Below are 14,761 nucleotides of genomic sequence, written 5' to 3' on the forward strand. Positions count from 1 at the left end.
CGCTTGGGTAAACGCGTGCAGGAATTCTCAAGGAGGAACTCATTTGAAGTTTAAAGAACTAGGTTTGGATCATGATCTCTTAAAGGCAATCGCCCAGTCAGGTTTTGAGGAAGCGACGCCGATTCAAGCGGAGACGATCCCACTGGTTCTGGCAGGCAAAGATGTGATCGGTCAAGCACAGACCGGTACCGGGAAAACGGCAGCGTTTGGCTTGCCGATCCTGCAAAACATCGATAAGGCTGACCGGAGTATCCAAGCATTGGTCATTTCCCCAACTCGGGAATTGGCGATTCAGACCCAAGAAGAACTTTATCGTTTAGGCCAAGATAAGAAAATCAAGGTCCAGGCAGTCTACGGCGGTGCCGACATTCGCCGGCAAATTCGCCAATTATCAGAACACCCGCAAATTGTGGTGGGGACACCAGGTCGAATCCTTGACCATATTGGCCGTCACACCCTGAAGTTGCAAAATCTTAAAGTCTTGGTATTAGACGAAGCAGATGAAATGCTCGACATGGGCTTCATCGATGACATTGAAAAGATTGTTGAACAAATGCCAACCGCGCGTCAGACTTTGCTGTTTTCTGCAACGATTCCTGCTTCCATCATGCGTTTGACCAATAAGTTCATGCATGAACCGGTCACCGTTAAGATTAAGGCAAAGGAACTCACAGCTGATACCGTTGAACAGTATTATGTCCGTGCAAAAGACTACGAAAAGTTCGATGTCATGACTCGTCTGTTCGATGTTCAAGACCCAGACTTGGCTTTGATCTTTGGTCGGACCAAGCGTCGTGTTGATGAACTAACCCGTGGTCTAAAGGCGCGTGGTTATCGGGCAGAAGGCATTCATGGTGACTTGACACAGCAAAAACGGATGAGCGTTTTGCGCCAGTTCAAGAGTGGCCAATTGGACTTCCTAGTGGCTACTGATGTCGCCGCTCGTGGTCTGGATATTTCCGGTGTCACCCATGTTTACAACTATGACATTCCGCAAGATCCTGATTCCTATGTTCATCGTATCGGCCGGACCGGTCGTGCAGGTCACAAGGGTGTTTCCGTCACCTTCGTCACCCCAAACGAAATCGAATATTTGCACACGATCGAAGACTTGACCAAGAAGCGGATGCTGCCGATGAAACCACCAACAGCAGAAGAAGCATTGATGGGCCAGATCTCCAGCGGTTTAGAAACGATCAAGGCACAAGTCGAAGCTAACGATACTGAAAAGTACGAAGCTATGGCTGAATCCTTGTTGGAAAACTATACCCCGTTACAGTTGGTTTCCGCTTATCTTAAGGCAGTCAGCCCGGATGATGCCAGTGCTGTTCCGGTTAAAATCACGCCAGAACGTCCGCTGCCACATCGCGGTCGCAGCAATCACGGTCACGGCAATAATCGTGGCGGCTATAAAGGCGGTTACAAGGGTAAGCGTCGCGAAGGCGGCTATCAAGGCAACCGTGATAATAAGCGTAGTTACGACAAAAAACGCAACTTCAGCGATAAACGCAAGAATGTTAAGCGTAGTTTCAAAATCCGTAATGGCGAATGATTTTTAATTAAAGCGTTCAAAAGGCCTCAGGTTAAACGTCCTGGGGTCTTTTTTGCTTCAACCAAACACCCGTTTTCTGTAAAAGCATGCTAGAATAACTTTATGACAAAGCGTGAGCAGGAACAGTGGTTAGTTCCGGCGATGTCAACGCGGTTAAGGAGGCAACCCATGATTTACGGTATTGGGGTGGACGTCACAGATTTGGCGCGAATTCAGGCGGCACAGGAAAAAAACAGCGGCTTCGCGGTTAAAATTTTGACGCCGACTGAATTAGCAAATTATCAACAACTTGATGGCCGCCGCGCCGTTGAATATCTTTCCGGCCGTTTCTCTGCCAAAGAATCGTACTCAAAGGCATTTGGTACTGGGTTAGGAAAAGTTGCCTTACAGGATGTCGAAATTCTCAATAATGAGTTGGGCAAACCTATTCTGACGAAGCATCCTTTTTCCGGTCAGGCTTTTGTCTCCATTTCGCACAGTGAAACCTTGGTCTTCACCGAGGTAATTTTAGAAAAAGAAGGTCCTGAACGTGACGATCGGTAACTTTCGACCAGCAACGGTATTAATAGATGAAACAGCCATTTTGCATAATATCCAGCATGAGGTCGCACGATTAAAAAAGCAGACGCAGCTTTTCGCTGTGGTCAAGGCTGATGCTTATGGTCACGGTATGTTGCGGGTGGCGCGGGTTGCTAAAGCAGCTGGTGCAACCGGTTTTTGTGTGGCGATCTTGGATGAAGCATTGGGGTTGCGCAAGGCCGATTATAATGAACCAGTATTGGTGTTGGGCATCGTACCGAGTCAGTATGCGGCCATTGCTGCTGCCCAAACAATATCATTGCCTGTCAGCAGCACCGAATGGCTTGAACAGGCTTTGCCAGTGTTAGAAGCACAGCCAGAGCTGCCGCCGTTGCGTATTCATCTGGCCTTAGATACCGGCATGGGTCGTATCGGGTTTACCGAAGATCAAGCACTCAAGACGGCAGTTGCGTTTGTTGAAGCGCATCCCAAGCAATTTGTCATTGAGGGGGTCTTCACTCACTTTGCAACGGCAGATGCTCCTGATGATACTTATTTCAAACAGCAAGTTGACAAGTTCAATCATCTGGTCAATCTTTTACCAAGTCGGCCGCGTTATGTGCATGTTTCTAATTCGGCTACCAGCTTGTGGCATGCGGCTTGCAATGGCAATATGATTCGGTATGGGGTGGCTATTTACGGCTTAAATCCGTCTGGGGACGCGATTCCAACCACACCGTTTCCACTGGAACCAGCGTTGTCATTGGAAAGTGAGTTGACCTATTGCAAGCAGGTGCATGCTGGTGACGGTATTTCGTACGGTGTGACCTATCGCGCCAAAGGAGATGAATTCATCGGGACTGTCCCGATTGGCTATGCAGACGGCTGGCTGCGGCGCCTACAGGGCTTTCATGTCCTTGTTGATGGTCAGTATTGTGAAATTGTTGGCCGTATCTGCATGGATCAGTTTATGATTCGTTTGCCCAAAGCATATCCAGCTGGCACAAAGGTAGTTTTGGTTGGGCAAAGTGGCGATCAGGAGATTACGTTGTTGGACGTTGCTAAATATAGCAAGACAATTCATTACGAAATCGCCTGCAATTTAACGCCGCGCCTGAAGCGACAGAGCGTGAATCCGGTCGATTGATGGTGGCTCGTATGCTCATTTTGTGCTAAAGTAACAACATGAACTTGGGAAGTTGGAGGAAGTTGTCATGAAAAAGCAAACGTCAGTAGCGGTAACGTTTGATGATGCCATTAAGGCGCGGTTGGATGCCTATTGTGAATTGAATGACATTGACGCTCAGGCTGTGATTACGGAGGCGGTGGCGACATTTTTGAAGTCACAGGCTCCCGAAATCAACCAATTGATTTCTGGCTATGTAGCAATGGGCCAGATCAATACAGAGATCAGTCATGCTTTCTCTGCCTGCGAGAGCGAGGCATACGCCCATATTCGATGAGCGATAAGGGGGCAAAAGCATGGATGTGTCCGTAAAACGCGGCGATGTTTTTTTCGCCGATCTGTCTCCGGTTGTCGGCTCCGAACAAGGCGGCAACCGGCCAGTACTTATTATTCAAAACAACGTTGGCAACCATTACAGTCCCACAGTGATTGTGGCAGCCATTACCTCCAAGATTCAAAAACCCAAGATGCCGACGCATGTCGGGTTACGGGCCAAGCAAGATGGCGTTGAACGCAACTCAGTCATTTTACTTGAGCAAATTCGCACGATTGACAAGCAACGGCTACAAGCCCGCGTGACAGCTCTGTCAAGCACCAAAATGGCAGCAGTCGACCGCGCGTTGGCGATTTCAGTGGGCTTGGTTAGTTTGCCCAAGCCCAAAACATATAATAAGAATTAACAGCAACGCGCTTAACAGCGCGTTTTTTGTTGAACGTTCGCCAGAGCGGTTAGAAACTGGAGACAAGCGGCCTCAAACGTGATGACGGGGCTTGGGTTACTGCATTCGCTGTCTTTTTACGCAGGTTTCTGCTCCGGCAAACGCGCTATGACGAAATAATGTGACTTTTAATGGAGGACTTTCATGACAAATCTAAAAACACGCGGTTGGGTACTTAATGCTTTGGTCGCTGCTATCTATATTGTGCTATCAATTGGTCCCGCGAGCCTTAATTTGGCCAGTGGCGCGATTCAATTCCGCTTGTCTGAAAGTTTGAATCACTTGGTCGTGTTTGATCGTAAATATATTGTGGGTGTTGTGACAGGAGTCGTGATTTTCAATGCTATCTTCTCACCGCTTGGTTGGCTTGACGTGGTCTTTGGCGGCGGTCAAAGTTTGCTCGGTTTGCTGTTGGTCGGGTGGGTGGCGCCGAAATTGCGTCAGCTCTGGGCCCGGTTTGCCTTAAATATCGCTGTCATGACGATCACGATGGCCTTGATTGCCGTTGAGATTGTGTGGACGGGGCATTTAAGTTTCGCCACAATGTTTTTACCAACCTATGTTTCGTTGATGCTTTCCGAGTTCATTATCATGACGATTTCTGCGCCGATCATGTACGGACTTGATAAAATCGTCCACTTTCACGCCGCCATCGTGAGAAAATGATGGCAGTTATCTTAAACAACTAAAAAATAAAAAAAGATCTTGCAACCGACCATGACTAACAGTGCACCAGTCTGATTTCCTATTAAATCAGTCTGATGCACTGTTTTTGATTGTGACCAGATGGCGGATTCTGCAAGCTTTGATAGACTTCGGAGCCAAATGTGAAACGGCAGACAAAGAAAAAAGCATTGTAATCTTGTCATTATTAGAATACTATGAGACCAATATCTTTAGGCTCAAGACATTGATGTTAACTAATAAGGTGGGGATTTCATGGATCACTTAGCACATGACAAAAAATTAATGTACCTGCCGGAATTTGAGCATGCGGCCTGTGGTATGGGATTTATTGCGCAAGTGGATGGTCACGCTAGCCACGAAATTGTGGAAAAAGCGTTGACCATGCTACAACGCATGAATCATCGCGGCGGCACCGGTGCTGAACCTGATACAGGTGATGGCGCCGGTATCTTAATGGCAATGCCGGATGCTTTTTTCCGTGACGAAATGCACCGCTATGAATTAACGTTACCGGCGCAAGGTGACTATGCAGTGGCTCAGCTTTTTTTGCCGCATGATGCAGAAGAAAAGGCCGCCATGTTAAAGGCGGTCGTGAGTCAAATCGATGAAGCCGGCTTTCCGGTTCTTTGGACGCGCAATGTTCCGTTTGTTTACGAAAACTGTGGTCCCGCGGCTCAACAAGCTATGCCGGGCTTTGTTCAGGTTGTGGTCCAACGGCCGACAGACACACAGGCAGGGCAGGACTTTGAGGATCATCTTTATGCATTGCGACGGCAGTTAGAGAAAACCTTTGATCGGCAAGCCATGTATATCTGTTCTTTCTCAAGCCGCACCATCGTTTATAAAGGCATGCTTCATGCTTACCAAGTAAGTCTTTTTTACCCGGATTTACATAACCCGCAAATGAAAAGTGCCATTTGCTTGATTCACTCCCGTTTTTCCACGAATACGTTTCCGAGTTGGGATCGTGCTCAACCGTTCCGGTTTTTAGCGCATAACGGGGAAATCAACACGTTAAAGGGCGCCGAAAATTGGATGACCAGTCATGGTATTGAAATTTATGATGAAACTGACTCTGATTCCGCCAAGTTAGAGAACTGTATGGAATATCTCTATCGGCATGGCCGATCCATTCCGCAAGCGTTGATGATGATGGTGCCGGAAGCTTGGGGCGAAGGTACCGAAATGTCTGATGAACAACGGGCGTTTGACGAATACAATGCTACTTTCATGGCCCCTTGGGATGGCCCAGCTGCCTTGTGCTTTACAGACGGCATTCAAGTTGGTGCCTTTTTGGATCGTAATGGGTTGCGCCCATCGCGCTACACATTAATGAAAAATAATCAGTTGGTTGTTGCCTCAGAATCAGGGGTGGTGGATGTCGACCCCGGCGATATTGTCGAGAAAGGCATTTTGGCGCCTGCTGAGATGTTATTAGTTGACACCAGTACCGGCCGCATTTCGAAGACTCGTGATTTGAAACGGGCTTGTGCCGAAGCGCATCCTTATCAGCAATGGCTCAATGCCAACCGATTAACGTTGGGGGAATTACCTGACGCTAAATCAGATGAAAGTATGCCAATCGACAGTTTGAAAAAACTTTGGCTGCGCAACGGCTATACCCACGAAGTCATTCAAACAGCGTTGTTGCCAATGGCGCAAAATGGTGGCGAACCGGTCATTGCCATGGGCTTTGATTCGCCTTTAGCAGTTTTGAGTAAAAAATCGCAATCTTTGTTCACGTATTTTAAGCAGTCGTTTGCCCAAGTGACGAATCCGCCAATTGATCCATTACGGGAAAAAGTAGTCATTGGGACTTTTGGCTTTTTAGGTCGCGATGGCGATTGTACGCGCGATACTGCTGAAAATTGTCACAAGCTTAAAATTGACAGCCCGATTTTAAGTGATCAAGAATATGCTAAAATTCTCAACTTGGATTTGCCGATGTTACAAGTCGCTAAATTGTCGTTGGCTTATGATTTGACGGATACGCCCGATCGTTTGGCGCACGTGCTCAAGGATCTTTTCACGCAGGCGGAAAACGCGATTGATGGCGGTGCAACGATTTTAGTGTTGAGTGATCGACCAGTTGCTGACAATCAGATGACGATTCCGGTTTTGTTGGCCGTATCAGGCTTGCATAATTATTTGGTACGGCAAAGTAAAGGCACTGCTGCGTCTATCGTCGTTGACACGGCAGAGGCATGCGAAATTCATCATTTTGCCTGTCTGGTCGGTTACGGTGCCGCTGCCATTCATCCGTATGGCGCTTTCTTGACGCTAAAGGAACGTGGCCTTGAAGCGCAATTGCCAGATTACTGCCAAGCGGCGACCAAAGGGATCATCAAAATCATGAGCCGTATGGGGATTTCGACAACCGCCGGCTACCAAGGGGCGCAATTGTTTGAAGCAGTTGGTTTGGCTGATAGTTTGATTGACCAATACTTCACCGGAACGCCAACTCGGATAGGTGGCATCAATCTTAACCAGCTTGAAGACGAGTATTACCAAAAGTATCAGCGAGCCTTCAGCAATCACGCGATTGACGATTTGCCTTCTGGCGGGAGTTTTCAATATAAGGCCGATGGTGAAGAGCATCTGTACAATCCCAAGAGCATTTATCAATTCCAAAAAGCAGTCAGGAACGGCGACTATCAGGCCTATCAACAGTACACGGCAGAGCTGGATGCCGAAGAACAGGAAAATCCAGTGACCTTAAGATCGATGTGGACGATTGATCAAAACGGCCGTAAACCGGTGCCGTTGAGTGAAGTTGAGCCGGTGAGTTCCATTGTGAAACGGTTCAAATCCGGCGCGATGAGTTTTGGGGCACTCTCTGAAGAAGCGCATGAAACCATTGCCATTGCCATGAACAAGTTGGGTGCACGTAGTAATTCCGGGGAAGGCGGAGAAAACAGAAATCGATTTCATATCGGTGCAGATGGTCTGAACCGCAACAGCAAAATCAAGCAGGTGTCAACGGCGCGCTTTGGCGTGAACACAGAGTATCTGATGAGTGCTGAAGAAATCCAAATTAAAATGGCACAAGGAGCCAAACCGGGTGAAGGTGGGCAGTTACCAGCAGGGAAAGCTTACCCTTGGGTGGCTAGCATTCGCGGCTCGATTGCCGGTGTGCAGCTAATCTCGCCGCCACCGCATCATGATATTTATTCCATCGAGGATCTCGCGCAATTGATTTATGATTTAAAACAGGTCAATCCGTATGCCAAAATCAATGTAAAATTAGTTTCTTCAACCGGGGTTGGTACGATTGCGGCCGGTGTGGTGAAAGCTGGTGCTAACACGGTCGTGATCTCTGGCTATGACGGCGGCACTGGAGCGGCACCAAGAAACTCCACCCGAGATTGTGGGTTGCCATGGGAAATGGGGCTAGCAGATGCCCATCAAACGCTTGCGCTCAACAAGTTGCGCCAACGCACAACATTGGAAGTTGACGGCAAGTTATTAACAGGGCGCGACATTGCTGTTGCGATTATGTTAGGCGCAGAGGAATTCAGTTTTGGTACCTTAACCATGGTTGCTATTGGGTGTGTCATGATGCGCAAATGTAACCTCAACACATGCCCGGTTGGTATCGCTACCCAAAATCCAGAGCTGCGAAAGTTATATGCAGGACGCCCCGAAAATGTCATTCACATGATGCAATTTTTGGCCGAAGATTTGCGTGAACAGATGGCGGCATTAGGTTATCGCACAGTCGATCAAATGGTGGGTCACGGTGAGCATCTGAAGCCGCGGTATGTACCTTTTGGGAAAGCCAAAACCCTTAACTATGATCGGATGTTGGGCAAAACGATTCCAATTGAACGTAAAAAGGCCAATCCTTTCAAGCCAAAGTATGACTGGCCGGATTTAGACCGATTTGCTGAAACTAGTCTCAAAAATCAAAATACCACAACCATTGACCTACCAATCAATAATTTGGACCGCGCGGTTGGCACGCGTTTAGGCGGCTGGATTGCGGCGCATTTTGGTAATGACGGATTAAAACCGGGACAACTGGCCTTCAACTATCACGGTACGGCGGGTCAAAGTTTTGGAGCGTTTATTACCCAAGGACTATCCATTAAGTTGGTCGGTGAAGCCAATGACTATGTTGGCAAGGGCCTGTCAGGCGGTCGCTTGATCGTTGCTGCACCGCCACAAGCTCGAGAACTGTACACCCATTCACCGATTGTCGGCAATGTTGCGTGTTTTGGCGCAACTGGTGGCGAAGCTTATTTCAATGGCCGTGCTGGCGAACGGTTCTGTGTCCGCAATTCTGGCGCCAATGTTGTTGTTGAAGGTGTTGGTAATAACGGGTGCGAATACATGACCGGAGGCGTCGCCGTCATCCTTGGCCGAACCGGCCGTAATTTTGCAGCAGGGATGACCGGTGGCATTGCATATGTCTATGACTGGACACACGATTTTGCGAAGCATTGTAGTCAAGACCTAGTTGATCTTTATCATTTGGATGAAGCTGGAGACGACAGTATTCTGATTGAACTACTTAAAAAGCATGTCCAGTATACTCACTCGGAAACGGCCCAGATGATTCTGGATCACTGGGAAAAGGAAAAAGGTACGTTTGTAAAAGTCTATCCCCGCGATTATCACCGAATGCGCGACTTGATTGATGCTTACACCAAACCGGGACTTTCAGAAGAACAAGTGATTGAAAAAGCCTTTGATGAAGCAATGAAATAGAGAGCGTGAACCAGCCCGGTTAGAAACCGGAGTATAAGCGGCCTCAAGTGCATTGGCCGGGCTTTGGCCAGTGTGCTTGAGGTCCTTACACGCAGATTTCTGGGCTGGTGAACGCGTTTACGAGGAGGGAACAGCATGGCAGATCCAAAAGGGTTTTTAAAATACCCTAGACAAGACGATCCAATGCGGCCGATCATGCAGCGTATCAAAGATTTTAATGTGATGGAACTTGATTTAGACATGGCTGAACGCCGTAAGCAAGCAGCGCGCTGTATGAACTGTGGTATTCCGTTCTGCCATCATGGCGTCTTTTTTGGCGGCGGACGAGCCGTGAGTGGTTGCCCCAACGATAATCTGATTCCTGAATGGAACGATCTGGTTTATCGTGATCAGGATAAGCGTGCGTTTGAACGATTGAGCCGCTCAAATATGTTGCCGGATATGACCGGACGCGTTTGCCCAGCACCTTGTGAGGTTTCCTGTGTGCAGGCACTCAACGGCGCTGGCATTACAATTCGTAACAACGAAAAATTTATTATCGAGCAAGCATTCAAACATGGCTGGGTGGTTGACTCTGGTAAGCCCCTGCATCGCACTGGTAAAAAAATTGCAGTCGTCGGCAGTGGTCCGGCAGGTATTGCTGCAGCTTGGCGATTGAACCAGCTCGGGCATGCCGTCACTTTATTTGAGCGCGATGATCGCTTTGGCGGTTTTCTCATGTATGGCATTCCTAATATGAAGTTACCAAAAGATGTCGTTCAGCGCCGCATCGATACGTTGACTAAAGTGGGGATTGAACTGGTTGCAAACACGGAGGTTGGTAAGGACATCACGGCTGATGAGCTGAAGAAAACGTTTGACCGGGTTGTTATTTGCACCGGTGCGCGCGAAGCTCGAGATCTCAAGGTGCCAGGCAGAGAACTTTCAGGCATTATGCAAGCGACAGATTTTCTCAAAGCAGCCACCCAAACAGTTTTAAAAGATGGGCCAGCCGCAAATGATCAGTTGAAGGGAAAACATGTTCTGGTTCTTGGCGGTGGTGATACTGGTAATGACTGTATTGGCACAGCGATTCGTCAGGGATGTGCTGACATCACCCAGTTAGAAATCACCCCAGCGTTGCCAGCAGAACGAACACCGCAAAATCAATGGCCTGAGTGGCCGATGGTTTTGAAAACCGGCTACGGGCAAAAAGAGGCTAAAGCATTGTTTGGCGATATTACCGCTTATGCCTCGACGGTGACGGCTTTCTTCGGCAAAGATGGCCAAGTCAAAGAAGCAGAAATTAGTCAGGTTGATCACTTTAAACCAGTGGCAGGCACCGAAAAGAAAATTAAGGCCGATCTTGTGGTTTTGGCAATGGGCTTTACTGGCGCTGAACAATGGCTTTTTGATCAATTTGGCATCACTGCCAAAAATGATAACTTCACGACCAATGACACGCAAATCTATGTGGCCGGTGATTGCCGTCGCGGTCCAAGTTTAGTTATCTGGGGGATTCATGAAGGCAGGATGTGCGCGGAGAAAATTGATGCATCATTGCAAACGTTGGCCAGTGAGAAAATTTAACTAGTTGGCGGATTGGCGAAAAGTAATGCTCACCATTCTGACGATTGATACGTACTTACACAAAAACCAGAGGAATCCGTTAGTCAGTCGATTGATTAACAGGTTTCTCTGGTTTTTGAGGCACTAAACTAATGAATTTTAACTGGCGTCCCTGTTGGCACATGCTCGAATATCCACTTAGCATCCGCAATACTCAACCGAACGCAGCCATGAGAGCCAGGCTCTTTGCCAAGCTTAGCCGCCTCGTTTTTGATGTATTGTCCGCCGACATCTGTCGGGACGGTATGAAAAAGATAAGTTCCATGCAGATAAAAGCTTGTATAATAATGGGCGCCCATTTGTTCGTTTGGATTGAAGAATTCATAACCCCGTTCGTCTTGAATCGCAAAATCACCTCGTGGGGTTGAGTCATCAATACCGGTAGACGCATACATCGTGTATAGCGTTTTGTCGCCTTCCTTGATAAAAACCCGTTGCTTTTTTAGATTGACATCTAAAGTAATATTCGGATGCTGGGTGAGGTCGGGATAAGCCTGTTTCTCGGAAGGTGCTGTCCAGTCAATGTTCTTCGGGGCTGTATGTACCTTGGTTTTATGACTGGTGGCCTTGTGACGTTGTTGTTTCTTTTTTGTGGTTGATAGAGCGATAGCGGCTTTCGAACTTGACGGTGTCGGCTGATGTAACCGTTGACCTGCTATAATTGCGACAACACAAACTGGCAACAATATCGCGAAGAATAAAAGTGCTCGTCGATAATTGCGCTTGAGACGATGCGTCTTAAAAAAGTGGATGCTGGCCGCGATCTGATCGAAAAAACGAGTGATACGTTTCACGTTATTCCTCCCGTTTAGTATGCAGCGCGATAACAACAAGCAATGCGTTATCCCATATTATAGTGGATTTTTGATGAGGTGGACAGCAAAGACCTTTCGCGCAAAGCGCAACGTTCTTAAGGCAGGTTCTTCATGTTCAAGATCATGCACCAACACACGCACCACCATAGGGCACTTGCAGGCTTGCAAGCGCTTCTGCACGTGCTTACAAAAAAAACCCGATTCGTTTATTAAACGATCGACCTTCTTTTGGTTATGTGAGCGTTACATGGAGATTAGAGATCTTCATCGATGCGGATTGGTTGGCCTGATTGCAAGTCATCGATTTCAACAACGCGGAAGCTTTTTTTCTCAAGCCGGGAAACGATTTCGTTCAATGTGTTTTCATCAGTTCCGGCTGGCAATGTAAAGAGGGTGCGGCGTACGAACTCGTCGCGTTTGGCATCCAAGGTGATACACCCGGAAATGGACACATACTTGGCCAAAATCTTGCTCATTTTGGCCAGATCGCCACGCTCGCCAGTCGACATAACTGTCAGCACGTAGGAACCAACATCAACGTTCCAAGCTTCTGACAACATCCCAAGCAGTTTAGCGTGAGTCAAGATACCGTAAAAGTTGGCATTTTCATCAAGGACAGCAATATACGGTAAATCCTTGATGTTGAAGAAGACTTTAAAGAATGGCGCATTGACTGGAATCGTCTTGGTGGCATTCTTCAGCAAATAGGTCACTGGCAAACTCATGTCACCGCCTTGAGACTTGTGCCGATAAATGTGCATCTTGTAGATGTTGCCACGGAAGATCGTGCCGCTTTCATCCAGAATCGGCACACAACGAAAGCCGGAGTCTTCAAGGATCTTCAGCGCGTCTTCAAGGGTGACCGTTTCCTTGACAGTGGTCAGGAACTCCTTTTTTAATACTAACGACTTAATTAACATTCGTTTTCCTCCATCAAACAGGTATCACTTTATTAAAATATTCTAATCTTTCTTTATGATACCATAGATCACTGGCGGTGTAACGTTTTTCTGGACTGTTCATGCTGAAGATCACTTTCAGAGGTAATGTTATATCTGTTGCACAATGCTATTCAGAAACGATTATTTTTAAAAGTGCAGTGACCGTTCCTGACATGTCATTAAATAATGGGTTCGTTGTTTTTTTGTTGCATGACTGATATTACCGAAGTTGTACCACTTGGCCTTACGAATGCCTAATTGTTTCAGCGTTTTGTTGATAAAGATCTTTTGAATTCCGTTTCCGGAGGCAATGAAGATAAACGACTCAAAGGAACATTAGCGCCAAGTGGCGTAAAGTCGCGTCTGATCAGCTAATGTTTACAATTTAGAATAAACAAAAAAGACTTGATCCTTTGATATCCGGGATCAAGCCTTTTTGTGACGCTAAAAAGAATAGTTATGGGTCGAGCGAATCTATTTTTAATACACGATCACAGGTGTGCCTTCGTCAACAGCTGCATATAACTTCGCCATGAAGTCTGGTGGGTTGTTGACGCACCCATGAGAGCCATGTTCTTTGTACCAATCACCACCGTATTTTGGTTGCCATGGACTGTCATGAAGACCAACACCGGTGTAATCAATCGGCATCCAGTAAGAAACCGGACTGGCATAAGAACTGCCATCGTCGTTCTTCCCGCGTAAGGTAGCGTTACGTTGCTTAGACCAAACATAGAACACACCAGACGGCGTATCTTGGCCTGGTTTACCAGTCACGATGTCAGAGTCCATGACGACCTTGCCATCCTTAATATACCATTCGTGTTGTTTTTCTTTGGAGACTTCCACGTAGGTATTGCCGATGTCGCCAGTGGTTGTATAACCAGATCCGCTGTGGCTGACTTCTTTATTCAAGTCTTGGCCAGCTTTTACGCTAGCAAGAATCATAGCAGAGGTGGCGCTGATGTTGATGCTCCAACCATAAGTGCCAGCGGGAACGGAAACGGTACCTTGTTGTTGGGAATTAAATTGACGAGTCTTGTGAATGGTGCTGTATTGTTGCGACAAGGCCGTGACATAGTTTGTAATGGCTTGGGAAGAAACCGTTGCCTTACCATTATCATTAGTGACCCAACTCAAAACAGTTGCTTGCGGAACCGTGACGGTAGTGCTTTGAATCTGCAAGCTGACTTTAGTGCTTGCAAGTTTGTTCATATCACGTTCAGTTGTCTGCAAGTCGCGATCAGATGCTTTAACCGTTGGCTTTTTATAAGCATCTGTTAGTTCAATCACTTGACGATGGTTATCAAGTGCGCTTGTGACAGTTGTCGCCAGCTTGTCGGCATCAATTTGATCACCATTAACTTCCTTTTGAATCTTGAACTGATCACCGCTTGTCACAAGCTTCGCATTGACCGGTTCCTGACGATTTTGATTTAACTTGTCAGCCGTCGAAGTTGCGAATTGCTTCAGAGCAGCAGTGTTAATAGTAGGGTCTTCCTGAGCATTGGTTTTTTGACCAGCAAAGACTGATGTCGTCCATTGCCAAGGATTTTGCTTGTTAAGGATTTGTGTTAAGCCTTTTTTAAAATCTTGGCTAAGTCCTAAAGCATCACCTTTAACTTTCAAAATCTTTTTATTCTTTTCAACAAATGTGTACTGACGTTGATCGAATTGGTCGGTCAATTTCTTGTTAGCCGCGTTGACGGTCTGGCCGGAGACATCGACACCGAGAATTTCTGTGTTTGGCAGAAAATGGTCGCGATAATGCATACTTTGAATGATGTAAAATCCGCCCATGAGTACGACGAGGACGCCAACAACGAGGAGCCATCGCTTGTTTTTCTTCACTGATCGCTGCCTCCTGTTCTTCGTTTGTTCTTGTTTCGTGGCAAGCACTTCCTCAAATAAGATGACATTGTACTTCGCCATTATAAGGTATTGAAGGTCGAATTAAAAGCAACATCACCTGTTTCAAACGCGGCATGAGTGACAATATCAAGTGTTACCGTGGTGTTACAGAA

Annotated in this window: 11 protein-coding genes and 1 pseudogene; 8 read left to right on the forward strand and 4 right to left on the reverse strand. The window is 47.0% G+C overall.

What is annotated here, in order from left to right; genetic code table 11:
* Nucleotides 1–43: 43 nt before the first annotated feature.
* The 8 genes from ACWPAB_RS08735 (at nucleotide 44) to ACWPAB_RS08770 (ending at nucleotide 10,942) form a co-directional block, all read left to right on the forward strand.
* Nucleotides 44–1,552, forward strand: a complete 1,509-nt coding sequence (locus tag ACWPAB_RS08735) for a DEAD/DEAH box helicase (RefSeq protein ID WP_003567670.1) — start codon at nucleotides 44–46, stop codon at nucleotides 1,550–1,552.
* A gap of 168 nt (nucleotides 1,553–1,720) precedes the next feature.
* A complete protein-coding gene (gene acpS / locus ACWPAB_RS08740) occupies nucleotides 1,721–2,095 on the forward strand; it encodes a holo-ACP synthase (RefSeq protein WP_003567669.1) in 375 nt (124 codons plus the stop codon).
* Nucleotides 2,082–3,218 carry an alanine racemase gene (gene alr / locus ACWPAB_RS08745; RefSeq protein WP_003581082.1) on the forward strand — a complete coding sequence of 379 codons (1,137 nt, stop codon included), beginning with the start codon at nucleotides 2,082–2,084 and terminating at the stop codon, nucleotides 3,216–3,218. Before acpS ends, alr begins: the two co-directional genes overlap by 14 nt.
* Nucleotides 3,219–3,285: 67 nt before the next feature.
* A complete protein-coding gene (locus ACWPAB_RS08750; RefSeq protein WP_003567665.1) occupies nucleotides 3,286–3,534 on the forward strand; it encodes an antitoxin in 249 nt (82 codons plus the stop codon).
* 19 nt (nucleotides 3,535–3,553) lie between these two features.
* Nucleotides 3,554–3,937, forward strand: coding sequence for a type II toxin-antitoxin system PemK/MazF family toxin (locus tag ACWPAB_RS08755; RefSeq protein WP_003567661.1), 384 nt, complete (start codon nucleotides 3,554–3,556; stop codon nucleotides 3,935–3,937).
* 183 nt (nucleotides 3,938–4,120) lie between these two features.
* Nucleotides 4,121–4,642 carry a QueT transporter family protein gene (locus tag ACWPAB_RS08760; RefSeq protein WP_003567657.1) on the forward strand — a complete coding sequence of 174 codons (522 nt, stop codon included), beginning with the start codon at nucleotides 4,121–4,123 and terminating at the stop codon, nucleotides 4,640–4,642.
* Between the two features lie 273 nt (nucleotides 4,643–4,915).
* Nucleotides 4,916–9,373, forward strand: coding sequence for a glutamate synthase large subunit (gene gltB, locus ACWPAB_RS08765; protein WP_016381901.1), 4,458 nt, complete (start codon nucleotides 4,916–4,918; stop codon nucleotides 9,371–9,373).
* 135 nt (nucleotides 9,374–9,508) lie between these two features.
* Nucleotides 9,509–10,942 (forward strand): glutamate synthase subunit beta, encoded by a 1,434-nt coding sequence (locus ACWPAB_RS08770; RefSeq protein WP_003567654.1) that lies wholly within the window; start codon nucleotides 9,509–9,511, stop codon nucleotides 10,940–10,942.
* A 128-nt stretch (nucleotides 10,943–11,070) separates the two neighbouring features.
* Here ACWPAB_RS08770 and ACWPAB_RS08775 read toward each other — a convergent pair whose 3' ends face one another.
* The 4 genes and pseudogenes from ACWPAB_RS08775 to ACWPAB_RS08790 all read right to left on the reverse strand — a co-directional run bounded on the left by ACWPAB_RS08775 (nucleotide 11,071) and on the right by ACWPAB_RS08790 (nucleotide 14,588).
* Nucleotides 11,071–11,775 carry a L,D-transpeptidase gene (locus ACWPAB_RS08775; protein WP_003567652.1) on the reverse strand — a complete coding sequence of 235 codons (705 nt, stop codon included), beginning with the start codon at nucleotides 11,773–11,775 and terminating at the stop codon, nucleotides 11,071–11,073.
* Between the two features lie 275 nt (nucleotides 11,776–12,050).
* Nucleotides 12,051–12,716, reverse strand: a complete 666-nt coding sequence (gene cbpA / locus ACWPAB_RS08780; protein ID WP_003567650.1) for a cyclic di-AMP binding protein CbpA — start codon at nucleotides 12,714–12,716, stop codon at nucleotides 12,051–12,053.
* 168 nt (nucleotides 12,717–12,884) lie between these two features.
* Nucleotides 12,885–13,043: pseudogene (locus ACWPAB_RS08785) on the reverse strand (NAD(P)H-dependent oxidoreductase); the annotation flags it as partial.
* 174 nt (nucleotides 13,044–13,217) lie between these two features.
* Nucleotides 13,218–14,588 carry a L,D-transpeptidase family protein gene (locus tag ACWPAB_RS08790; protein WP_003571470.1) on the reverse strand — a complete coding sequence of 457 codons (1,371 nt, stop codon included), beginning with the start codon at nucleotides 14,586–14,588 and terminating at the stop codon, nucleotides 13,218–13,220.
* Nucleotides 14,589–14,761 lie beyond the last annotated feature (173 nt).

The organism is Lacticaseibacillus sp. 30 (genome assembly GCF_053819265.1).

Excerpts from the sequence above, each read along its gene's own strand:
- acpS (WP_003567669.1), top strand. The coding sequence starts at position 1,721 with ATGATTTACGGTATTGGGGTGGACGTCACAGATTTGGCGCGAATTCAG.
- ACWPAB_RS08750 (WP_003567665.1), top strand. The coding sequence starts at position 3,286 with ATGAAAAAGCAAACGTCAGTAGCGGTAACGTTTGATGATGCCATTAAG.
- ACWPAB_RS08755 (WP_003567661.1), top strand. The coding sequence starts at position 3,554 with ATGGATGTGTCCGTAAAACGCGGCGATGTTTTTTTCGCCGATCTGTCT.
- ACWPAB_RS08760 (WP_003567657.1), top strand. The coding sequence starts at position 4,121 with ATGACAAATCTAAAAACACGCGGTTGGGTACTTAATGCTTTGGTCGCT.
- gltB (WP_016381901.1), top strand. The coding sequence starts at position 4,916 with ATGGATCACTTAGCACATGACAAAAAATTAATGTACCTGCCGGAATTT.
- ACWPAB_RS08770 (WP_003567654.1), top strand. The coding sequence starts at position 9,509 with ATGGCAGATCCAAAAGGGTTTTTAAAATACCCTAGACAAGACGATCCA.
- cbpA (WP_003567650.1), bottom strand. The coding sequence starts at position 12,716 with ATGTTAATTAAGTCGTTAGTATTAAAAAAGGAGTTCCTGACCACTGTC.